Source organism: Nesterenkonia sp. DZ6 (assembly GCF_022565835.1).
Classification (GTDB): Bacteria; Actinomycetota; Actinomycetes; order Actinomycetales; family Micrococcaceae; genus Nesterenkonia.
On the sequence record NZ_JAJOYW010000001.1, the window covers coordinates 1,075,830 to 1,096,109 of the forward strand.

The window sequence follows — 20,280 nt, forward strand, 5'->3', positions numbered from 1 at the left end:
TCACCCCTTGTCCGTCACCGGTTCACCCCTGCCGACCCGCCGCACCTGGCATTTACCGAGGAGAACACATGATCATCGGAGTCCCCGCCGAAGTGAAGAACAACGAGTACCGCGTGGCCCTGACACCGGCCGGAACGGTGGACCTCACCGCCCGCGGACACCGGGTGCTGATCGAGAGCGGCGCCGGCACCGGATCCGGCTTCGCCGATCAGGACTATCGTGCGGCAGGGGCTGAGATCCTCGGCGGCGCCGATGAGGTCTGGGAGCACGCCGAGATGATCCTGAAGGTCAAGGAGCCCCAGGCCGAGGAGTTCCCGCGGATGCGCGCAGGTCAGGTGCTCTTCACCTATCTCCACCTCGCGGCGGAGCCCGACTGCGCCCGCGCGCTGCAGGAGCGCGGCGTCACCGCGATCGCCTACGAGACGGTCACCGGCACCCATGGGCTGCCGCTGCTGGCCCCGATGAGCGAGGTCGCCGGACGGCTGGCTCCCCAGGTCGGCGCCTATCACCTGATGCACTCCCAGGGCGGTCCCGGCATCCTCATCGGCGGCGTTCCAGGGGCGCGGCCCGCAAAGGTCGTGGTCATCGGCGGCGGCAAGGCCGGCGAGCAGGCGGCCCTGACCGCGCAGGGCATGGGCGCCGATGTCACCGTGCTGGACCTGAACATCGAACGGCTCCGGGAGCTCTCCGCGCTCTCCGGTCGCGGTCTGACCACGCTCGCCTCGAACACGCTGACCCTCACCGAAGAGGTGGCCGCCGCGGATCTGGTGATCGGGTCGGTGCTGGTCCCCGGAGCGACCGCGCCGAAGCTGGTGACCCGCGAGATGGCCGCGGCGATGCGCCCAGGGTCGGTGCTGGTGGACATCGCCATCGACCAGGGAGGCTGCTTCGAGGGCTCCCGTCCCACCACCCATGCCGATCCCACCTTCACCATCGGGGAGCAGATCTACTACTGCGTGGCGAACATGCCCGGCGCGGTGCCGCACACCTCCACCGCAGCGTTGACGAACTCCACGCTGCGCTACATCTTCGCCCTGGCGGACAAGGGCTGGAAGCAGGCGCTGCGTGAGGACCCGCATCTGGCCAACGGGCTGAACGTGCACGCCGGTGCCGTCACCAACGCTCCGGTGGCCGAGGCCCTGGGGGCGCAGTATCGCGCGACGGCCGACGTGCTGGCCTGATCGGCAGCCTGGTCCCTTCGACGGTCCCACCCTTCGACGATCCGGGTCGCCGGCCTGCCTCAGCTCACAGGCTCTGGCGGTCGGCGAGCCGGTGCCCCGGGACAGGGGTGAAGTAGGTCTGCACCAGCTCGAGGTCCACGGCTTCGAGCGTGCCGGGGCTCCACTGCGGGGCCCGGTCCTTGTCGATGATCTGCGCGCGGATGCCTTCTCTGAAGTCTGCTGAGCGAAGCATGTGCACCGCAACGGTGAACTCCGCCTCCAGCGCCTGGGGCAGCGTGAGCTCCTGGGCGGCCAGGATGGCCCGGTGCGCGACCTTCAGCGAGACCGGAGACTTCTTCCGGAGGGACTCGGCGGCCGCCGCGGCGGCCTCCTCGGTGAGCGCCAGCTCGTCCAGGCGCTTAAGCGCCGCCTCCACATTCGGCGCGGCGTAGGCCTGGTCGATCCAGCTGCGCGAACGCGCCAACGTCGAGGCTTCCGGGGTGCGCGTGAAGCGCGGGAGCGCATCCGCCACGAGTTCGGTGCTCAGTGCCTGGGTCAGTTCAGCGAGGACGTCACTCGGGACCTCGACGTCGGCCAGGCCCAGGGTGATCGCATCGGCGGCGTCGAGGTGAGCGCCGGTGAGGCCTGCGTGCAGCCCCAGCCGACCCGGGGCGTGCCCCAGCAGCCAGGTGCCTCCGACATCAGGAGCGAATCCGATGGTGGTCTCGGGCATGCCGGCTCGGGTGCGCTCGGTGACGATCCGGTGGGATCCGTGGGCGGAGACCCCGATGCCGCCGCCGAGGACCAGACCGTCCATCAGTGCGACATAGGGCTTGGGATACTCGGCGATCGTGCGGTTGAGCGCATATTCATTCGCCAGGAACGTCTCGCTGGTGAATTCGGCCTCGTAGCCTGGGGCGCCGGCGGGGAGGACGGCGCCGCCGTCGAGCCCCTGAAGCTGGACCATCTCCTGGTACAGGCTGGAGACGTCGCCGCCGGCACAGAGCCCGCGGTCTCCGGCGCCGCGGATGAGCACCTGGCTCACCCGATCATCGACGGCCCAGTCCTGCAGCTGCACCAGGATGCACTCACACATCAGCTGGGTCAGCGCATTGACCGCATGGGGTCGATTCAGCGTGATGATGCCGAGGTGTCCGCGCAGCTCAAAGGCCACATCGCCGGTATATGTCTCCCTGCCCATGTGACAGAGGTTACACGGGGCCCTGCGGCTGACCCAACAGCGGCGCCGGGGAAGCCCTCCGGCGCCGGATCAGACGCTGGAGAGGCAGGTCAGGCGCTGGAGAGGCAGGTCAGGCGTTCCAGAGACCGTAGGAGTCCGCCAGGGAGGCGATCTTCTGCGCCCGCGCCAGGCGCGGGAGGTAGGAGCCATCACCGATGGAGCCGCCGGCCTCGTGCGCCTCGATCAGCTCGCGGGCCCAGTTCAGCTCATCCTCCGACGGCGCCAGGCCGGTGTTGATGTGCTCGACCTGGGCGCGGTTCAGCGAGAGCTTGCCGGTCATGCCCATGCTGGCAGTGACCTGGCAGGCTTCGGCCGTCTGCTGCGGGTCCGCATCCGGCGCCGTCGGGCCGTCGATGGCCCCGGGGAGACCACCCACGCGAGAGGCGATGACCAGGCGTGCCCTTGCATAGGCCAGCGCCATCGGATCGGCGGAGACGCCAACATCCTTGCGGAAGTCATTGGTGCCGAAGGCCAGCCGGAAGGTGCCCGGGGCCGACGCGATCTGGGTGGCGTTCTCCACGCCGAGCGCGGACTCCACAAGTGCGATGACCGGGGTTCCGGCGCGCAGGCGCATCGCGGTGTAGGTGACCTGCTCGGGATGCTCGGTCTCAGCCAGCATCACTCCGCGCAGCCCGTCTGCCCGCGAGAGCGCCGCCAGGTCGTCTTCCCAGTGCTCGGAGGTGGTGGGGCTGACCCGGACCCAGGCGGTCATCCCGCCGTTGAGCGCGCGCAGCACCGCCTCTCGGGCGGCGACCTTTCCGTCATCGGGGACCGACGCCTCCAGGTCGAAGATCACAGAATCGGCCTCGCTGGCCAGTCCGGGAGCGAAGTCCTGCTCCTTGGCGGCGTTGATCAGCAGCCACGAGCGGGAGAGTTTGGCGGGAAGCGCGGCCGCGCGACGGTTCCGGATGGGCATGCCTCCAGCCTACCGGAGAAGCCCGGTCCGGCAGGCGGCAGGTGCTCTGGGTCACCGGCGAACGATTGAACCAGAGGTGTTGACATCGAACCGCCTGGGCTTCAGACTGAAGTTCGGTTGCACTTCAAGTTTGAAATACCTTGCTTGGACGTCAATTCCGGACGCGGTCTCAGGATGCCCCCGTTTCTCCTGGCCGTCGTCGCCCTGTGGGGAGGAACTGCTGGCTGGGTGCATGACAAGCGCCCCCGTCTGCACCCGGTTTCCTCATCCCATTCCGCGGGCAGAAGGCCGCCCCCCGGCACAGCGCCTTCTGCCCGCGAGTGCCCCCGGAGCCTCGTCCCCCGACTCTGCGGTCACCGCCGAGCATTCCCGGCGCTCCTCAGACGGCCGCGGATTCGGTCTGCGCGGGAGCAGCTCCTATTCTGGTGCCATGACTCCGACCCACCAGCCCCGCGCTCGCGTGCTCGTCAGTGCGGGCTCCATCGGGCTCGCAGTGCTGCTCGCCGGCTGCGGCTCCTCGGATCCGGAGCCGGAGGAGCCGGAGGTGCCGAGCAACACGATCCCGCAGCCCGAGGTCGAAGCCGACGACACGGTGCGGCTTCCGCTGGCCATGGTGAGCCCTGACGGGCAGGCCCAGGCGGCTCCGCTGAGCGGGGAGGGAACCCTGGAGGACGAGCAGGCGCCCGGCAGCCCGGTGGAGGAGACTCCCGACGGCGAGCAGGCCCAGGAGATCGAGATCGCCCGGACTGCCGCCTTCGGCTGTGACGACACCGTCTCGGTGATCCGGTCCGTGCCGACGGTGACCGAGGACCCAGCTGTGGCCGCCCTGGAGTTTCTGATCGACGACGAGCTCTTCTCCCATGGCTCGCCGGCATTCTCCAACCCGCTCGCCGCCTCCGAAGAGCTCAGCGTGGACTCGGTGGAGGTTGAACAGGACATGGTGCGCGTCGCCCTGAGCGGCGAACCGGTCACCACCGGGGAATGCGAGTCCTGGCAGATCCTGACCCAGATCGAGACCACCGCCCGTGTCGCGACCGGGGCCACCTACAGCGAGGTCACCGTGGACGGCCAGCCGCTGGCCGAGCTGCTCGGGCTCCCGGCGGACCGGGAGCCGCTGCGGATCAACGAGATCGAGCGCTGAGCGCCCGACCGATCTGCAGGGCCGACCCGTCCTGCGGGCCCCGCCCGACTGCGCCGCTAGTCGATCAGCAGGCCCGGCTGCTCCATGACCGCCGCGACGTCGGAGATGAACCGCCCGGCGAGATCCCCGTCGATCAGCCGATGATCGAAGGACCCGCCGATCACCATGACATCGCGCGGCACGATCTGTCCCTCCACGACCCAGGGCTTCTTCCGCACTGCGCCCAGCGCCACGATCGAGGCCTGCCCCGGAGGCAGGATCGGAGTTCCGCTGTCGAGTCCCAGGGTGCCGATGTTGGTGATCGAGACGGTGCCGCCCTGCATCTCCCCCGGCGTGGTCCTGCCCTCGCGCGCGTCGATGGCCAGCTGGGTCAGCGCCGCGGCCAGACCACGGGTGTTGAAGGCATGGGCCTCATGGATGACCGGAACCACCAGTCCGCGCGGGGTCGCGGCCGCGACCCCGAGGTTCAGGTAGTTCTTCAAGGTGTAGTGCGTGTCATGCCACGTGGCGTTGACCTGCGGATTGCGCCGCACCGCCCAGATGATGGCCTTGGCGGCGAAGAGCATCGGTGAGACGCTCAGCCCCGCATAGGAGGGGTCCTTCTTCAACGCCTGACGCAGCTCCATGGTGCGCGTGACGTCGACCTCCTTGAACACCGAGACATGCGGCACGGTGGTCGCCGAGGCAGTCACGTTGCGCGCAGTCGCCTTGCGCACTCCACGGACCTGGATGTTCTCCTCGCGCGGCCCGTCGAAGAGCAGGCCCTCCTCGGCCGGAGTGGTCTTGCGGCGCCCCGGAGCCGGAGCCCCGGGTGCCGGCATCTGGCCGGAGGCGCGCTGTTCGCGCTTCTGCTGAGCCTGTCGCTCCACATCATCGCGCGTGATCTGTCCGTTGCGGCCAGAGCCTACGAGCTCCCAGACGGCCACACCGAGGCGCTTGGCCAGGGCCCGCACCGGAGGGCTGGCCCGCGCGACGATGTCGGCGATGTCGGTGTAGGTGCCGGACGCCGAGGCGGGGGCGGCGATCTCAAGGCCCTCCAGGTCGACCAGGTCCGGTGCCGTGGAACGGGTCCGGACGCGCCTCGAGGCGGAGTCCGCCTTGGGACCAGAGCCGACCAGGGCCTCATTCTGCGTGGGGGTATTCTGCTCGTCTCGCGCAGAGCCGACCCGCTGGGAGTTCCCACGTTCGAGATCACCCCGTTCGGAGCCTTCACGCTTCTGGGCTGCGGCCTTCTTCGCGCGCGCCGAGCGCGAGCGGCCTGGCTTCTCCTCGGCGGCGGGCTGCTCGGGACTCTCCTGCTCAGCGGGCTCAGAGGCGGCCTCCGGCGCCGAACCTGGATCGGGCACCTCCTCCCCCTCGGCGGCGATCCGAATCAGCGGAGCCCCGACCTCGAGGGTCTCGCCCTCGGCGGCGAGGAGCTCGGTGACGATGCCGGCGTAGGGCACCGGCAGCTCGACCAGTGACTTGGCGGTCTCGATCTCGACCACGATGTCGTTGACCTCGACCGTCGCCCCCACGGTGGTCCGCCAGGTGACGATCTCGGCCTCGGTCAGTCCTTCGCCGACGTCGGGAAGGTTGAAGGTCTCAGCCATGCTCAGGCACTCCTCTGGTAGCTGAAGCTGCGGTCCACGGCTTCCAGCATCCGATCGATGTCCGGAAGGTACCGATGCTCCTGGGCCGACGGTGGATACGGCATGTGGAACCCACCCACACGCAGCACCGGGGAGAGCAGCCGATGGTGGGCCCGTTCGGCCACGCGTGCGGCGATCTCTCCGCCGATGCCGCCGAAGGTCGGCGCCTCGTGCGCAACGATCAGCCGCTGGGTCTTGGCGGCGGAGCGGGCGATGGTCTCGTCGTCGAGCGGGCTGATCGAGCGGATGTCCACCACTTCGATGCTGCGGTTCTCCGCCCGGGCGGCCTCAGCCGCGGCCAGCGCCACCGGCACCAGCGGACCGTAGGTGGCGATGGTGGCGTCGGTGCCCGCACGGAGCACCTGGGCCCGGAATGCGTCCGGCGCCGGGTTCTCGAGGTCGACCTTCCCTTTGAGCCAGTACCGGCGCTTCGGCTCGAGGATGATCACCGGATCATCGCTGACGATGGCCTGGCGCGTCATCCAGTAGGCGTCCTGCGGGTTCGACGGCGCGAGGATGCGCAGCCCCGCGGTGTGCGCGAAGAGCGCCTCGGGAGATTCGGAGTGGTGCTCGATCGACCCGATGTGCCCGCCATAGGGCAGTCGGATCGTCACCGGCACCTTGATGTTCCCGTCGGTGCGGCTGTGCATCTTGGCCAGCTGGGTGGTGATCTGGTTGAACGCGGGGAAGACGAATCCGTCGAACTGGATCTCGGCCACCGGACGGTAGCCGCGCATGGCCATGCCGATGCAGGTTCCGACGATGCCGGACTCGGCCAGCGGAGAGTCGATCACGCGGTGGGTGCCGAACTCGGCCTGCAGCCCCTCGGTGACGCGGAAGACTCCGCCGAGCGCCCCGATGTCCTCACCGATCAGCAGCGTCTTCTGGTCTGCGGCGAGTTCGTCGCGCAGCGCCGCGGTGATCGCCTTGGCCATGACCATCTCTTTGATCGCGCTCATCGTGCGGTGCCCGCCTCCGTCTGATCTTCCGCGAATCCTGCTTCGTAGTCCTTCAGCCAGGCCTTCTCGGTCTCCACCTGGCGGTGCGGCTCCGAATACACGGTGTCGAATACCCGTTCGAGGTCGATGGGCTCCATGGCCAGCACGGACCTGCGCATATCGGCGGCGAGGTCCTTGTATTCGGCGTCCACCTCGGCGAAGAAGCTCTCATCGGCGTGGTCCGCGGAGCTCAGCCAGGAGCGGTAGCGCCGGATCGGGTCGCGGCCCTCCCAGAGCTCCACCTCTTCGGAGCTGCGGTACTTGGTGGGATCATCTGCGGTGGTGTGGGCGCCCATCCGGTAGGTGACCGATTCGATCAGCTTGGGCCCCTTGCCGGCACGGATCTCGTCGGAGAGCTTGGTGGCCACCGCGTAGCTGGCGAGCACGTCGTTGCCGTCCACCCGCACACCTTCGAACCCGTAGCCCTGCGCCCGGTTGACCAGGGGGCCGCGGGACTGGGTGCGGGTGGGCACCGAGATCGCCCAGTGGTTGTTCTGGATGAAGTAGAGCAGCGGCAGCTCGTAGGAGGAGGCGAAGACCATGGACTCGTGGACATCGCCCTGGCTGGTGGCGCCGTCGCCGATGCAGGCCACGACGATCTCGTCCTCGGCGCGGTCACGGGGCACGCTGCCCATCCGCAGGTCCTGGTTGATCCCCATGGCCCAGCCGGCGGCGTGCAGGGTCTGCGCGGCGAGCACCAGGGTGTAGACGTGGAAGTTGTGGTCGCGCGGGTCCCATCCGGTGTGCCGGGTGGCCCGGAACATGGTCAGCAGCTCCTCTGGGGAGATTCCCCGGTAGAGCGCCATGGCATGTTCGCGGTAGGTGGGAAACACCATGTCGGAGGACTTGATCGCCGCGATGGTGCCCACCTGGGCGGCCTCCTGGCCCAGCGCCGGCGCCCAGAGCGCGAGCTGGCCCTGGCGCTGCAGCGAGGTGGCCTCGGCGTCGAGCCGGCGCTCCATGGCCATGTAGCGGTAGAGCTCGCGCAGCTTCTCCGCGCTCAGCTCGGCGATGAACGGGCTGTAGACCTCGTTCTCAGCGAGCTTCCCATCCGGGGTGAGCAGCTGTACGGGCTGCACCTCTTGTGGCTGCACAGTGTGATCCTCTCCGGTGGCACCGCTGATGGCCGCCCTGCAGGTGAGGACGGCCACCGTTCATTGTGTCAGCTCGACTCAGGCTTCGAATCTGTAGGTCCGGCACAACTCGATGAATCGATCATTGGCTTCGACCTCACCGATGGTGACCCGTACGCCCTCGCCGGGGAATCCGCGGACGGCCAGCGCCTGGAGTCCGGCCGCCTCGGCGAAGGCGGCGGTCTTCTCACCCAGCGGGAGCCAGACGAAGTTGCCCTGGGCCTCGGGGATCTTCCAGCCGGCCTCGGCCAGGGCCGAGGTGACCCGGTCCCGCTCGGCGACGAGGGAGTCCACCCGCTCGTGGACCTGCTCCAGGTGTTCCAGCGAGGCCAGTGCCGCGACCTCGGCCAGAGTGGAGACGCTGAAGGGCGCCGCGACGACGCGCAGGTGGCGGGTGATCTCCTGGCCGGCGATGGAGTAGCCCACGCGCAGCGCGGCCAGACCGTGTGCCTTGGAGAAGGTCCGCAGCACCACCACATTGGGGTGGCTGCGGTACAGGGCGAGCGCGTCCACCGGGTCCTCGGTGCGGACGAACTCCTGGTAGGCCTCGTCGATCACGACGACGACGTCGCTGGGCACCTTGGCCAGGAAGGCTTCGACCTCGCTGTGCCGCAGGGCGGGGCCGGTGGGATTGTTCGGGGTGCACAGCAGGAGCACCTTGGTCTGCTCGGTGATCGCGGCGAGCATCGCCTCGAGGTCGTGGCGACCGTCTGCTGCCACTGGAACGGTGACGTCCTTGGCGCCGGCGGTGCGCACCACGATCGGGTAGGCCTCGAAGGAGCGCCACGCGTAGATGACCTCATCCTGGCTGCCGTCGCTGTTGGAGCCGGCGAAGGCGTTGATGATCTGGGTCAGCGCACCCAGGCTGCCGGTGCCGGCGACGATGTCTTCCACCGGGACGTCCAGGAGCTTCGCGAGCCCGGCGCGCAGGCTCTCGGCATTGGGGTGCGGGTAGCGGTGCAGCGTGTCCACTGCGGCCATCGCGTGAGCCACCGCGGGGACCGGCCCCAGCGGGTTCTCGTTGGAGGAGAGCTTGTACGGCGTGAGGCCTTCGGCCGCCCGTGGCGGCTTGCCTGCAGCATAGGCGGGCAGAAGGCTGACGCTTTCCCTTGGGGTGATCGACCCGGCGCGTGAGAACATAGTCATCGTGAGAATCCTACTGGCAATTATTTTGAATGCCCTGGCCCTCGCCGCGGCGGCCTTCCTCATTCCCGGAATCTACGTGGACGGCGCCGAACAGGGCACCGGGGCGACCATCCTCGCGTTCCTCTTCGTGGGAGCCGTCTTCGGTCTGGTCAACGTGGTCATCAAGCCGATCATCTCGCTGCTGTCGCTGCCGATCACCTGCCTGACGCTGGGGCTCTTCGCCGTGGTCATCAATGCGGGAATGCTGGTGCTCACCGCCTGGCTGACCTCCTGGACCCCGGTGCACTTCGTGGTGGAGGACTTCTTCTGGAGCGCGGTGTTCGGCTCCATCGTGGTGGCCCTGGTCTCAGCGCTGCTCAACCGCTTCATCCTGCGCCCGCTCGAGGCCTGAGCCGGAGGGAAGCTCCTCCATGCGTCCCGCCAGCTCCGCGATGGCCTCCTCGAGCTTCTCCACTCCCTCAGAGTCCCATTCGGTGGAATAGACCGTGGCCTCGTGGGCTCCGCGCAGCGATTCGTCGAGCTCCGCGAGCTGGGCACGCTGCCCCTCATCCAGATGATCCGTCGCCTGACCCTCGAGGATCCGGATGGCGTCGATGTTGTGCGCGTAGCCGTGGCTGGCGCCGAAGACTCCCCCGGGCTCGGCCTTCGGAGCCTGATGCTCGTAGGTGATCTCCACCCGATCCGCCGAGAGCTCGCTCGGCCCGCCGAGCAGCCGCGGGACCGGGTCATTGGCGTCCTGGAAACTGGTGGTCCTGACTCCTGGGAGCGCCGGACCCTCACGGCCGGGAGCGGCCACGGTGGCGACCTGGGAGATCCGGTACTTGCTTGCCAGCGTGCCGCCGGCAGCGATGTTCAGTGCATGCAGCCCACCCAGGGAGTACCCGGTGATGATCAGCTCGTCCCCGGGCCGGGCCCCGGAGTCCTGCAGCGCCTGATCGATGACCCCCTGCAGGTGCGCCGACTCGTTGGTCCCCGCGTCCAGGAGACTGTTGAGCCCGCGCCCCGCACTCAGATCCAGCTCGCCCTGCGCCAGACCGTCCAGGTCCATGTCTTCCAGCCCCGCGGGGAGTTCAAGCCCTGGGATATGGATGACATGCCGGGTGCTCGCACCCGGCTGGGGCCGTGAGGAGATGCTGAAGTCTCCGAGCGTCGCGACCTCGGACTGGCCCTGGAGGTGATCGCTGAGCAGGTCCACCTCGGTCGCGGCGAGCGGACGGGTCTTCCGCTTCAGCGTCTGGGTGCTCTCGCGGGAGATCCGACGGGCCCTCTCCAGCAGCGACTGGGCCACCAGTCCGGACGCCTCCTTGGAAGACCGCAGCACCGGGTGCTTCCTGGCCAGCAGGTTCAGCACCAGCTGGGACCCCTGGCCAAGGCTCACCATGGCGGTGCGACCCCAGGCGTCGGCGAGCACCTTGTCCCCCTGTGGGTCCATCAGGTGTGGGTGGATCTGCGGATACTGTGCAAGATGCCTCGCGGTGCCCATCGAGCGCGCCAGCAGCGCCTCGGTGTCCCGATAGCGATCGTGCGCGCTGCGCACGGCGCGCGCGGTCTCCCCCATGGCCCAGGCCCCCACCGAGGTCTCGGCCAGGCTGATTCCCAGCTGCGCCCCCAGCATCGGGATCCGCCAATGCAGCGCGAGCCCGGCCACCGAGCCGATGATCTCGGCCGTGATGCCACCCAGTGCGCGGCGCTGCTCTTCAGCGACGGCGTCGGCGCGGGTCAGCCCCTGGGCCGCCATCTGCAGACTCTCCAGCACCAGATTCAGCTCGGTGGGCCCCCCGTGGGCCTGCACGGAATACCTCCGCGGGGCGGGTTCGCCGTAGTGATCCTCGGCGATGACGAACACCGCAGCTCACCCCTGCGCAGCCGCCAGGCGGGCCAGCGGAAGGCCGCCGTGGGACTCCACGAACCGAAGGAAACCTTCGGCGCTCTCCGAGGCGCCCCGGGCGCCGTGCACCAGCGCCTGGGTCGCGAGCTCGGTGCCGGCCGCCGGGACGGCAGCGAGTGCGGCATCCACGGCCGCGGCCAGCAGCCGCGCCCGCTGGGCCTGCTCGCGCAGGTCTGTTGCGATGATCCTGGCGCTCGCGGACATCTCGAAGAGCCGGGACTGCCGTCTCCGGCATTCTCCTACATGGTGGAAGGTCACGGCGGTGAAGGCCTGACCGGCTGGAGAGTGCCAGTGGATCCCGTCTCGCCCGGCGATGATCGCCTGCACACACTCCTCGGAGCGTTCGGCCACGGCGTCCAGCCGCATCGCCGCCTGCTCATAGTGCTCCGCCGCCTCGTCGAACTGCTGGGCGGCCCGGGAGAAGACCATGCTTGCTCACATCCTTGTTCTGCATGGGCTGGCAGAGGAGGGCCGGCGCCGGCCCTGCTGAGACCCTGTTGACACTTCCCAATCTAGGCACCCGCACCCGCGGGTGATCCTCCGTCACGGGACCCGTGGAGCACCCTGCCGCGCGGCGTCGTCGTCGCCGGTGCTGGGGAAAACTCATGAAAGAATCAGGCCATGGCCCACTCCACTGATGTCACCGCTGCGCCCACCGTCTCTCCGACCCGCGTCCGGCTCGCTGATGCGCAGCCGCAGATCGCCCTGGGCGCCCTGGACGGCCGGTATCGCAGCGCGGTGGCGCCGCTGGTGGATCACCTCTCCGAGGCGGCGCTGAACCGGCACCGGATCCATGTGGAGGTCGAATGGTTCATCCACCTCTGCTCCGAACAGGTGCTCTCCGGGCTCCCCACCCTCACGGCGGAGCAGGTCAACGGGCTGCGCAGCATCGTCACCGAGTTCGGACCTGAGCAGCTCTCCGAGCTCGGCGCCATCGAGGCGCAGACCCACCACGATGTGAAGGCCGTGGAGTACTTCATCGCCCGTCGGCTCGAGGGGCTGGGGCTCAGCGAGCTCACCCCGCTGGTGCACTTCGCCTGCACCAGCGAGGACATCAACAACCTCTCCTACGCTCTGGGGATCCGCGACGCCGTGGCCGAGGTCTGGCTCCCTGCCGCCCGCACGACCCTGGACGGGCTGGCTGAGCTGGCTCAGGACGCCGCCGAGGTGCCGATGCTCTCGCGCACCCACGGACAGCCGGCCACCCCGACCACGCTGGGCAAGGAGATCGCGGTCTTCGTCCATCGGCTGCGTCGCCAGCTGCGCCGGATCGAGTCCCAGGAGTTCCTGGGCAAGATCAACGGCGCCACCGGCACCTACGCCGCGCACCTCGCCGCCGCCCCCGAGGCCGACTGGCCCGCTCTGGCGCAGCGGTTCGTGGAGAAGCTGGGCCTCACCTTCAACCCGCTGACCACCCAGATCGAGTCCCACGACTATCAGGCCGAGCTCTACGCGGACATGGCCCGGTTCAACCGGATCCTGCACGGGCTCTGCGTGGATGTGTGGAGCTACATCTCCATCGGGTTCTTCCGGCAGATCCCGGTCGCCGGCGCCACCGGCTCCTCCACCATGCCGCACAAGGTCAACCCGATCCGCTTCGAGAACGCCGAGGCCAACCTGGAGATCTCCAACGCGCTGCTCGACGCGCTGGGCTCCACGCTGGTGGAGTCCCGCTGGCAGCGCGATCTCACCGACTCCTCCGGCCAGCGCAACATCGGCACCGCGATGGGCCATTCGGTGCTGGCACTGAGCAATATGAGCAAGGGACTCAAGCAGCTCGACGTCGCCGCGGAGGTCATCGCGGCAGATCTCGACGCGAACTGGGAGGTCCTCGGCGAGGCCATCCAGACCGTGATGCGCGCCGAGGCCATCGCCGGCGTAGCCGACATGCAGAACCCGTACGAGCGGCTCAAGGAGCTCACCCGCGGTCGTCGGGTGGACGCGGAGAAGCTCAAGGAGTTCGTCACCGGACTCGGCCTGAGCAAGGACGCCGAAGCCCGGCTCGCCCAGCTGACCCCCGGCGCCTACACCGGCCTGGCCGCCCAGCTGGCGGTGGAGTTCGCGCCCCGCGGCTGAACACGCTGCGGCTGAGCACGCTGCGCCGAGCCCCCGCGGGGTCTCGGCGCGGGGGCTCGGCGCAGGGGGGGGCTGCAGGTCTTCCCCTGTGCTCGCTGTCAGGTGAGAATGACGACGTTCACCTGACTCTGATCACGGAAGGTTCGCCATGACCATCGGCCTGACCCCCTACCTGCAGTTCTCCGGGACTGCCCGCCACGCGCTGGAGTTCTACCACTCGGTCTTCGGCGGAGACCTGGAGATGATGACCTACGCCCAGGGCATGGGCGCCGAGGATGAGTCCAAGGACCTGATCATGCACGGGTCGCTGTTCATCGAGCGCGGGGTCCACCTGATGGCCGCCGATGCGCCTCCGGGCATGCCCAGCGTGCTGGGCACGGTGTCGCTGAGCAACAGCGCCCCTGACGACGCCGAGCACACGACGCTCGAGAAGTGGTGGGAGAAGCTCTCCGAGGGCGCGGAGATCAACGAACCGATGGCGAAGTCCCCCTGGGGCGACACCTTCGGGATGCTCACCGACAGGTTCGGGGTCCCCTGGATGGTCAATGCGTCGCGCTGAGCAGCCGCACCACGCGCAGCCTCACCACGAGCAGCCTCACCAGAACCAGATCAGCATCATCGTCGCCAGGAATCCGCAGCCGTAGTTCAGCCAGATGAACTTCCGCCAGGCGGAGTTCACCGCGGCGGAGGTCTCATCGGGGACGTTGAACCAGGGCAGCGAGATCGCCATGTAGGGGATCACGAGCAGCGCGGCCAGCGGGGTGGGCCATTGCCCGAGGAGAAGCAGCACCCCGGCGCCGGCCCAGAGCAGCACCGCCATCCGCACGGTGGACCGCGCGCCGATCGCGGTGGCCACCGAGGAGATGCCGGCTTCGCGGTCGGGCACCACGTCCTGGACGGCGCCGAACGCGTGGGCTGCCATGCCCCAGAGGAAGAACGCGCCCAGGATGATCAGCTCAGTGGGCCCCGGGGTGAAGCCGACCCGGTCATGGGCGAGCGCGAATCCGACCACGGCGGGGCTGGCGAAGTGGGTGCTGGAGGTCAGCGAGTCCAGGAACGGCCGCTCCTTGAACCGCAGCCCCTTGACCGAGTAGGCGGCGACGGCGAAGAGGCTCACCAGCATCGCCGCCCAGGTCAGGGGCCCACCGCCGAGCATCAGCAGCAGCGCCGGCGGCACGGTGCTCAACGCAGAGATCCACAGCACGGTCGGGTGCAGCTCCGGGTCCAGCAGCGCGCCCTCGATGCCGCCCTTGCGTGGATTGCGCAGATCCGATTCATAGTCGAAGACGTCGTTGATCCCATACATCGCCACGTTGTAGGGGATCAGGAAGAACAGCGCGCCGAGCACCAGCACCCAGTCGATCTCCCGCGCCGCGAAGAGATAGGCGGCGGCGAAGGGGAACGCGGTGTTGATCCAGCTGAAGGGGCGCGAGGACAGCAGCAGCTGACGGATCAGGCTCATCCGCGCGACTCGTTCGTGCCGCGTCCCGGGTCGGCTTCAACGCTGCCCCCGGCGCGCGTCGGCTTCCGCCGGCGCAGCAGGTGCCAGGCGGCAGGGAGCAGAAGCACCGCGGCCAGCGAATAGCTGAAGTCCTCCAGCGGCGCCAGTCCCAGGTAGAGGCCCATCAGATGTTCGTGGCCGTAGCGCACGATGTCCAGTCCGATGATCACATTGTCGAAGACCGCGGTCAGGCCCAGCAGCAGCGCGGTGGTCAGCGCCGCTGCACCCCAATGGATGGTGCGGCGCAGCAGCACCGCGGCGAGCACCGCCGGGACCATGAAGGCCAGGCTCAGCCAGAGATACGCCATCTAGGAACCCCCTCCGCTGCGCGCACGGAGTCGGCTCTGCTCGGCCCGGTGGCCGAGGAACCTGGCCGCACCGGTGTAGATGATCATGGTGCACAGACTCAGGAACATCAGGAACACCGGCTCCTCCAGCGGCATCTCAGGCCCGAGCACGACCCCGGTGAGATAGCGGCTCTGACCCATCAGGAAGATCCCCAGCCCGATGCCGGCGAAGTCCCAGAGCAGGAAGAAGACGACGCCGAGAAGGGTCACCACCGCGGCCACGCGCGGGTCCGCGAAGAAGAAGAGCCGGAAGCGCCGATCGATGAGCAGCATGCTGAAGGTGGCCAGCAGCAGCCCGGCCAGGTACAGGAAGGACACGCGTGATCAGCCTGCCGCACCTGCACGCGCAGGACGCAGCGAATCGGGACTCAGCGGTCCGGCGCTGTAGTCGCGGCGCAGGTGCTTGAGCACCAGCTCCGCGCTGATCAGACACATCGGCACGCCGATTCCCGGCGCCACGGTGCCCCCGGCGTAGTAGAGCCCGCTCACCTTGGGCGAGACGTTCTGCGGGCGGAACATCGCGGACTGCCGCAGCGTGTGCGCCTGGCCCAGCACCGAGCCGCGCCAGGAGTTGTAGTCCGCCGCGAAGTCCGCGGGGCCGACGGTCTCACGCAGCACGATCCGGTCCTCGAAGTCCTCGATCCCGGCCCAGCCGCCGATCTGCTCGATGGCCGCCTGCGCGATCTGCTCCACGGCCGGGTCCCCGGCGCCGTCGCGGCCGCCTGCGCCCAGGGAGACGTCAGCCGGGACCGGGATCAGCACGAAGAGGTTCTCGTGATCCTCCGGCGCCAGTCCCGGTTCGCTCGCGCTGGCCCGGCAGACGTAGGAGGAGGCTGGCGTCGGGATGGAGGGGCTCGCTCCGAAGATGGACTCGAAGTTCGCGGTCCAGTCCCGGGTGAAGAACAGCGAATGGTGGGCGAGCTCTGGGAGCTTCCCGCGCACCCCGAGCATCACCAGCACCGCACCGGGGCCGGAAGTGACCTTGTCCCACCAGGCCTCGGGGTAGTTGCGGTCCTGGGCAGAGAGCAGGGCGGTCTCGGTGTGGTGCAGATCCGCCGCGGAGACCACGTGATCGGCGCGCTCGGTGTGCACCGTGCCCTGCTCGTCGCGCCAGCGGACGCCGGTGGCGGTGCGGCGCGGGCCGGTCCGGAACCTGGAACCAGGTGCGGATTCGGTGAGGATCTCGAGGACCTCTGCGCCGGTGGTGATCTCGGCCCCAGCTCCTTCTGCGAGGCGCCGGAAGCTCGCGATGACCTCCCAGAATCCGCCGAGCGGGTACCGCACGCCGTCGTCGAGGTCCAGGGCGCTCATCAGGTGGTACATGGCGGGCGCGTCCTGCGGCCGGGTGCCCAGGAATACCGCCGGGTAGCCGAGGATCTGGCGCAGCACCGGATGCTTGAACCGACGCTGCACGAAGCGCTCCAACGAGGTCAGCAGCAGCCGCGCGAGCTCCGGGGCGCACTTGAGCACCTCGGGGACTGCCAGGTTGTCCAGCCGCTTGAAGGGGTTGTAGAGGAAGCGCCGCTCGGCGATCTCGGTGGTGCGCTTGGCCGACGCGATGTACTTGTCCAGCGCCGGCCCGCTGCCTGGTTCGAGCTCCTCGAAGAGCGCCCGGACCCGCTCCGCACCCTTGGGCAGGTCCACCGGAGCCGACGGCGGCCGGCCGGGTTCGGGCTCGGAGTAGACCCGGTAGGCGGGGTCCAGGTCCACCAGCGTGAGCTGCTCCGCCGACGTCGTGCCCATCAGGTTGTAGAAGTGCTCGAAGACCGAGGGCATCAGGTACCAGGAGGGGCCGGTGTCGAACTGGAAGCCGTCCTCGGCCAGCATCCCGGCCCGACCGCCGGTGCGGGTGCCCTTCTCCAGGACCAGGACGTCATGGCCTTCACGGGCCAGCAGCGCGGCGCTGGCGAGTCCGGCGACTCCGGCGCCGATCACAATGGTGCGAGGCATCAGTGGGTCTCCAGTCGTGTGGTCAGGGCGGACCGGGCGGCCAGCCCTGCTTTGCAGGCATTCGAGACCCGGACCCTTGAATGGTAGAGCTCCTCCACCGGTGTCACCGCGATCTTCTCGAGCAGCGCCTCGAAGAGTGCACAGGCGCTGCGCACCGCGGTGCGCGCATCGCGCGGGAGCAGCGGCATCGCGGCCCGGGCCTCGGCGAGCTGGCCTCGGATCGTGTCCACCCACGCCTGGCGCTGGGCCTCGGTGAGACCCGCGCCGCCGTCCAGGTAGTCGCGCCCGAGCTCCGCAGTGTCTTCGGCGAGGTCGCGCAGAAAGTTGATGTTCTGGAACGCCGCCCCCAGCGCACGCGCCCCGTTGATGAGGATCTCGCGCTCGGCGGGCGTGCGCTGGACTTCGCGCAGGAACACCTGCAGACACATCAGCCCGATCACCTCGGCGGAGCCGTAGACATAGCTCGCGTGCTCGGCGGCGCCATAGGAGGCCGGTTCCAGATCCGCGCGCATCGAGTCGAAGAAGGGATCGATCAGGTCCAGCCCGATCTGCGCCTCGATGGCGGTGCGGGCGAAGGCGTGCACCACCAGATCGGTGCTGTACCCGCGGGCCAGAGCGCGTCGGGTCTCCTCGGCATAGTGCTCCAACGCCTCGGCCTTCTGCGCCGAATCCAGTCCGGCCGCGCTGGCGGCACCGTCGACCACCTCATCGGCGACCCGGACCAGGGCGTAGATGCTGCGCACGTGGCTGCGGTGACGCGGACCCAGAAGCCGGGTGGCCAGCCCGAATGAGGTGGAGTAGGAGGAGATCACCCGGTCCGCGGCGGCACGCGCGGTGGAGGTGAAGTGTTCTGCCGGATCAGCGGGGGCGCTCACGCGGTGGCACCTCGGCCGGGCTGCTTGAACGAGGCAAGATGTTCCAGGGCGGCGAGCTGCTCGACCATCCAGGGGCTGAACGCGAAGGGCGCATCGGCCACGGCGCGCTTCACGGCGTCCAGCTCGCAGAACTGCCACTCACTGACCTCGTCATCCACCGGCGCCAGCTCCGAGGTCAGCACCGCGGTGAAGACCGGGCAGATCTCGTTCTCGACGACGCCGCTGGCGTCCACCGCGCGATACCTGAACTCCGGCAGCGCGGCACGGATCTCGGTCAGCTCCGCACCGAGCTCCTCGTGGGCCCGCCGGCGCACGGCGTCGGTGAGCTCCTCCTCCAGGCCGGGGTGTCCGCAGAAGCTGTTGGTCCACACTCCCGGCCAGGTGGTCTTGGACAGCGCCCGACGGGTGAGCAGCAGCTGGCCCGCGGCGTCGAAGAGATAGCAGGAGAACCCGAGATGCAGCGGGGTGTCAGCGGTGTGCACCGTGGCCTTGGGGGCGGAGCCCACGGGCGCTCCGGCCTCCGAAAGGAGAACAACGTGTTCCTCTGTCGAGGACGAGCCTGAAGTCATGGATCGAGCATAACTACAGAAGCCGCCCGCGTGCGGGACACGTCACAGTCGCCGCGCGGATAAGACGTGACCATGACCAGAAGCTGACTCGGTATGACTTACTCAGAGTCCGCGCAGATGACGGTGTTAGATTGACCGCAACGTGCCGCGGCACGGCCTTGCACGCTGTTGAAGCCGCGGAGATCTTCGAGCGAGGACGTGGGCCAGATGGCAACAGCAGCGGTGACCGGAGCGACTGGATATATCGGAGGGCGGCTGGTGCCCCAGCTGCTCCGCGCAGGACACAAGGTGCGGGTGCTCACGCGCCGGGCAGAGGCGCTGCGCGATGTCCCCTGGCGTGACGAGGTCACCGTCGTAGAAGGGGACCTCACCGACCCCGAGGCCGCCCGAGACCTCTGCGAGGGTGCTGACACCGCCTACTACCTGGTCCATTCGATGACCTCTGACCGCAGCTTCGAAGAGCTCGACGAGCGGTGCGCCGAGGTCCTGGGGACCGCGGCGAAGGAAGCGGGCGTCGACCATATCGTCTACCTCGCCGGCCTCCACCCCGACACCAGCGCAGGTGAGCTCAGCGCGCACCTGCGCTCCCGAGTCCACGTGGGCGAGGTGCTGGAGTCCAGCGGCGTCCCCACGCTGACCCTGCAGGCCGGACTGGTGATCGGCTCCGGCTCCGCCAGCTTCGAGATGATCCGCCACCTCACCGACGTGCTGCCGGTCATGCCCGCCCCGAAATGGGTGCTGAACCAGATCCAGCCCATCGCGGTGCGCGATGCGCTGCACTACCTGACCCGCGCCATGGACATCGAGCTGAGCTCCAGCGTCCGCGCCGACATCGGCGGGCCCGATGTGCACACCTACGCGCAGCTGATGAAGATCTACGCCCGCACCGCCGGGCTCAACGAGCCCCACGTGATCGCGCTGCCGGTGCTCACCCCCTGGCTCGCCGCCCAGTGGGTCAATCTGGTCACCCCGATTCCGCGCACCCTGGCGATCCCGCTGGTGGAATCGCTCCAGCACGACTGCGTGGTCAAGGACCAGATCATCAATGACATCATCGAACCCCCCGAAGGGGGACTCACCGACTACGAGACCTCGGTGCGGCTCGCCCTGGACAAGATCTCCGCCGACCGGGTGGAGACCACCTGGGCCGCCGCCCATCCGCTGGACGTGCCCTCGGAGTCACTGCCCTCGGACCCGGAATGGACCGGACGCTCGGTGCTGGTCGATGAGCGCGAGCGGCTCTCCACCGCCTCCCCCGAAGCGGTCTTCGCCGTCATCGAAGGCATCGGCGGGGAGACCGGCTACTTCTCGCTCTCCCGCGCCTGGGCGCTGCGCGGACTGGCCGACAAGCTGGTCGGCGGCGTCGGGATGGGACGGGGACGGCGCAGCCGCGGCGAGCTCGCGCTGGGCGACACCCTGGACTGGTGGCGGGTCGAGGAGCTTCAGCGCGGTCGGCTGCTGCGCCTTCGTGCCGAGATGAAGGTGCCCGGCCAGGCGTGGCTGGAATTCACGGTGGAGCCGGAGGGGACCGGCTCCCGCTACCGGCAGCGCGCGATCTTCTTCCCCCGCGGCCTCGCCGGACGCGCCTACTGGCTCGGGGTCACCCCGTTCCACGCCATCATCTTCAAGAAGATGGCGGCCCGGATCCTCGCCGATGCCGAGCAGGCGAGCGCCAACGACTGACCCGGTCCGGGTGGGGCTGGAAAGGT

At 69.0% G+C, this 20,280-nt stretch carries 20 protein-coding genes; 6 read left to right on the top strand and 14 right to left on the bottom strand.

Annotation, left to right across the window (positions count from 1 at the left end; translation table 11 throughout):
- Positions 1-68: 68 nt before the first annotated feature.
- Positions 69-1,181, top strand: coding sequence for an alanine dehydrogenase (gene ald, locus LTH93_RS04825; RefSeq protein ID WP_241470239.1), 1,113 nt, complete (start codon positions 69-71; stop codon positions 1,179-1,181).
- A gap of 64 nt (positions 1,182-1,245) precedes the next feature.
- Here ald and LTH93_RS04830 read toward each other — a convergent pair whose 3' ends face one another.
- The gene (locus LTH93_RS04830) at positions 1,246-2,361 is read right to left on the bottom strand and encodes a 3-hydroxyisobutyryl-CoA hydrolase (protein WP_241470240.1); all 1,116 of its coding nucleotides are present in this window, start codon (positions 2,359-2,361) and stop codon (positions 1,246-1,248) included.
- 109 nt (positions 2,362-2,470) lie between these two features.
- Complete coding sequence (locus tag LTH93_RS04835) at positions 2,471-3,316, bottom strand: HpcH/HpaI aldolase/citrate lyase family protein (RefSeq protein ID WP_241463714.1); 846 nt, start codon at positions 3,314-3,316, stop codon at positions 2,471-2,473.
- 430 nt (positions 3,317-3,746) lie between these two features.
- On the opposite strand from LTH93_RS04835, the gene LTH93_RS04840 reads away from it, so the two are divergent.
- Positions 3,747-4,457, top strand: coding sequence for a GerMN domain-containing protein (locus LTH93_RS04840; RefSeq protein WP_241470241.1), 711 nt, complete (start codon positions 3,747-3,749; stop codon positions 4,455-4,457).
- Between the two features lie 56 nt (positions 4,458-4,513).
- Here the strand turns inward: LTH93_RS04840 and LTH93_RS04845 are convergent, their stop codons facing one another.
- The 4 genes from LTH93_RS04845 to hisC form a co-directional block, all read right to left on the bottom strand.
- Complete coding sequence (locus tag LTH93_RS04845; RefSeq protein WP_241470242.1) at positions 4,514-6,049, bottom strand: dihydrolipoamide acetyltransferase family protein; 1,536 nt, start codon at positions 6,047-6,049, stop codon at positions 4,514-4,516.
- 2 nt (positions 6,050-6,051) lie between these two features.
- Complete coding sequence (locus LTH93_RS04850) at positions 6,052-7,038, bottom strand: alpha-ketoacid dehydrogenase subunit beta (protein ID WP_241470372.1); 987 nt, start codon at positions 7,036-7,038, stop codon at positions 6,052-6,054.
- A gap of 5 nt (positions 7,039-7,043) precedes the next feature.
- Positions 7,044-8,180 (bottom strand): thiamine pyrophosphate-dependent dehydrogenase E1 component subunit alpha, encoded by a 1,137-nt coding sequence (locus LTH93_RS04855; protein ID WP_241470243.1) that lies wholly within the window; start codon positions 8,178-8,180, stop codon positions 7,044-7,046.
- A 78-nt stretch (positions 8,181-8,258) separates the two neighbouring features.
- Positions 8,259-9,365 carry a histidinol-phosphate transaminase gene (gene hisC / locus LTH93_RS04860; protein ID WP_241463710.1) on the bottom strand — a complete coding sequence of 369 codons (1,107 nt, stop codon included), beginning with the start codon at positions 9,363-9,365 and terminating at the stop codon, positions 8,259-8,261.
- A gap of 1 nt (position 9,366) precedes the next feature.
- On the opposite strand from hisC, the gene LTH93_RS04865 reads away from it, so the two are divergent.
- Positions 9,367-9,756, top strand: coding sequence for a phage holin family protein (locus LTH93_RS04865; RefSeq protein WP_241463709.1), 390 nt, complete (start codon positions 9,367-9,369; stop codon positions 9,754-9,756).
- On the opposite strand, the gene LTH93_RS04870 is transcribed toward LTH93_RS04865, so the two are convergent.
- Positions 9,712-11,211 (bottom strand): hypothetical protein, encoded by a 1,500-nt coding sequence (locus tag LTH93_RS04870; protein ID WP_241470244.1) that lies wholly within the window; start codon positions 11,209-11,211, stop codon positions 9,712-9,714. The genes LTH93_RS04865 and LTH93_RS04870 overlap by 45 nt on opposite strands.
- 6 nt (positions 11,212-11,217) lie before the next feature.
- Positions 11,218-11,682, bottom strand: coding sequence for a hypothetical protein (locus LTH93_RS04875; protein WP_241463707.1), 465 nt, complete (start codon positions 11,680-11,682; stop codon positions 11,218-11,220).
- Positions 11,683-11,874: 192 nt separating this feature from the next.
- On the opposite strand from LTH93_RS04875, the gene purB reads away from it, so the two are divergent.
- Together purB and LTH93_RS04885 are read left to right on the top strand one after the other, a co-directional pair.
- Positions 11,875-13,329: an adenylosuccinate lyase gene (gene purB / locus LTH93_RS04880; RefSeq protein ID WP_241470245.1), complete on the top strand. Its 1,455-nt coding sequence runs from the start codon at positions 11,875-11,877 to the stop codon at positions 13,327-13,329.
- A 148-nt stretch (positions 13,330-13,477) separates the two neighbouring features.
- A complete protein-coding gene (locus LTH93_RS04885; RefSeq protein ID WP_241470246.1) occupies positions 13,478-13,888 on the top strand; it encodes a VOC family protein in 411 nt (136 codons plus the stop codon).
- A gap of 36 nt (positions 13,889-13,924) precedes the next feature.
- On the opposite strand, the gene LTH93_RS04890 is transcribed toward LTH93_RS04885, so the two are convergent.
- From LTH93_RS04890 to idi, 6 genes are read right to left on the bottom strand one after another with little or no spacing between them, the layout of a single operon-like run.
- Positions 13,925-14,791: a prenyltransferase gene (locus LTH93_RS04890; RefSeq protein WP_241463704.1), complete on the bottom strand. Its 867-nt coding sequence runs from the start codon at positions 14,789-14,791 to the stop codon at positions 13,925-13,927.
- Entirely contained in the window at positions 14,788-15,138 is a 351-nt protein-coding gene (locus LTH93_RS04895; RefSeq protein WP_241470247.1) for a lycopene cyclase domain-containing protein, read from the bottom strand. Before LTH93_RS04895 ends, LTH93_RS04890 begins: the two co-directional genes overlap by 4 nt.
- On the bottom strand, positions 15,139-15,495 hold the full coding sequence (locus LTH93_RS04900; protein ID WP_241470248.1) for a lycopene cyclase domain-containing protein: 357 nt from the start codon (positions 15,493-15,495) through the stop codon (positions 15,139-15,141).
- A 6-nt stretch (positions 15,496-15,501) separates the two neighbouring features.
- Positions 15,502-17,127 (bottom strand): phytoene desaturase family protein, encoded by a 1,626-nt coding sequence (gene crtI / locus LTH93_RS04905; RefSeq protein ID WP_241470249.1) that lies wholly within the window; start codon positions 17,125-17,127, stop codon positions 15,502-15,504.
- Positions 17,127-18,002, bottom strand: a complete 876-nt coding sequence (locus LTH93_RS04910; protein ID WP_241463700.1) for a phytoene/squalene synthase family protein — start codon at positions 18,000-18,002, stop codon at positions 17,127-17,129. The genes crtI and LTH93_RS04910 overlap by 1 nt, the downstream gene beginning before the upstream one ends.
- On the bottom strand, positions 17,999-18,571 hold the full coding sequence (gene idi / locus LTH93_RS04915) for an isopentenyl-diphosphate Delta-isomerase (protein WP_241463699.1): 573 nt from the start codon (positions 18,569-18,571) through the stop codon (positions 17,999-18,001). Before idi ends, LTH93_RS04910 begins: the two co-directional genes overlap by 4 nt.
- 207 nt (positions 18,572-18,778) lie before the next feature.
- Between idi and LTH93_RS04920 the strand changes: the two genes are divergently transcribed.
- Entirely contained in the window at positions 18,779-20,254 is a 1,476-nt protein-coding gene (locus LTH93_RS04920; protein ID WP_241463698.1) for an SDR family oxidoreductase, read from the top strand.
- Positions 20,255-20,280 lie beyond the last annotated feature (26 nt).

Coding starts and splice junctions, on each gene's coding strand:
- ald (WP_241470239.1), top strand. CDS start 69: ATGATCATCGGAGTCCCCGCCGAAGTGAAGAACAACGAGTACCGCGTG.
- LTH93_RS04830 (WP_241470240.1), bottom strand. CDS start 2,361: ATGGGCAGGGAGACATATACCGGCGATGTGGCCTTTGAGCTGCGCGGA.
- LTH93_RS04835 (WP_241463714.1), bottom strand. CDS start 3,316: ATGCCCATCCGGAACCGTCGCGCGGCCGCGCTTCCCGCCAAACTCTCC.
- LTH93_RS04840 (WP_241470241.1), top strand. CDS start 3,747: ATGACTCCGACCCACCAGCCCCGCGCTCGCGTGCTCGTCAGTGCGGGC.
- LTH93_RS04845 (WP_241470242.1), bottom strand. CDS start 6,049: ATGGCTGAGACCTTCAACCTTCCCGACGTCGGCGAAGGACTGACCGAG.
- hisC (WP_241463710.1), bottom strand. CDS start 9,365: ATGACTATGTTCTCACGCGCCGGGTCGATCACCCCAAGGGAAAGCGTC.
- LTH93_RS04875 (WP_241463707.1), bottom strand. CDS start 11,682: ATGGTCTTCTCCCGGGCCGCCCAGCAGTTCGACGAGGCGGCGGAGCAC.
- purB (WP_241470245.1), top strand. CDS start 11,875: ATGGCCCACTCCACTGATGTCACCGCTGCGCCCACCGTCTCTCCGACC.
- LTH93_RS04885 (WP_241470246.1), top strand. CDS start 13,478: ATGACCATCGGCCTGACCCCCTACCTGCAGTTCTCCGGGACTGCCCGC.
- LTH93_RS04890 (WP_241463704.1), bottom strand. CDS start 14,791: ATGAGCCTGATCCGTCAGCTGCTGCTGTCCTCGCGCCCCTTCAGCTGG.
- LTH93_RS04895 (WP_241470247.1), bottom strand. CDS start 15,138: ATGGCGTATCTCTGGCTGAGCCTGGCCTTCATGGTCCCGGCGGTGCTC.
- crtI (WP_241470249.1), bottom strand. CDS start 17,127: ATGCCTCGCACCATTGTGATCGGCGCCGGAGTCGCCGGACTCGCCAGC.
- idi (WP_241463699.1), bottom strand. CDS start 18,571: ATGACTTCAGGCTCGTCCTCGACAGAGGAACACGTTGTTCTCCTTTCG.
- LTH93_RS04920 (WP_241463698.1), top strand. CDS start 18,779: ATGGCAACAGCAGCGGTGACCGGAGCGACTGGATATATCGGAGGGCGG.